The 399-nt window shown below is 64.4% G+C and carries 1 protein-coding gene; it reads right to left on the reverse strand.

Going from position 1 to position 399, the window contains the following annotated elements; all coding sequences use genetic code 11:
- The coding region (locus tag AC5WS8_RS39415) for a transposase (RefSeq protein WP_496108281.1) at positions 1-295 on the reverse strand (295 nt) is incomplete at its 3' end.
- Between the last annotated feature and the right edge of the window lie 104 nt (positions 296-399).

Here is a 399-nt window from a genome sequence, read left to right on the forward strand (position 1 = left end):
GTTCACGGACCTGGCAGCGCAGGAGTTCATGGATGACCTGGTCGGTTCCGTCGTCCCGCCATGCGGCGAAGTAGTAGTAGGTCGCGCTCTTCTGCGGCAGGTCGTGCGGGAGGTAGGCCCACTGGCAGCCGGTCCGCCCCTGGTAGAGGATCGCGTTGACGATCTCCCGCATGTCGTAGGCGCCCTGGTGGCCGCTGACCGAGCGGTGCCGGTCCTTCCAGGCGGTGATCACCGGCTCGATCAACGACCACTGCTCGTCCGATAAGTCACTCGGGTACGGCTTGCGTTCGCTCACCCGGTCACATCACCAGATCAACAACCACGGACCGGCAGATTCCGCCCCGCAGCCACACCATCAGGCGACAGCAGACCCACTCAAAGACTCACGAACCGCCCACT

The sequence above is a fragment of the Streptomyces sp. PTL18 genome, from assembly GCF_059510295.1.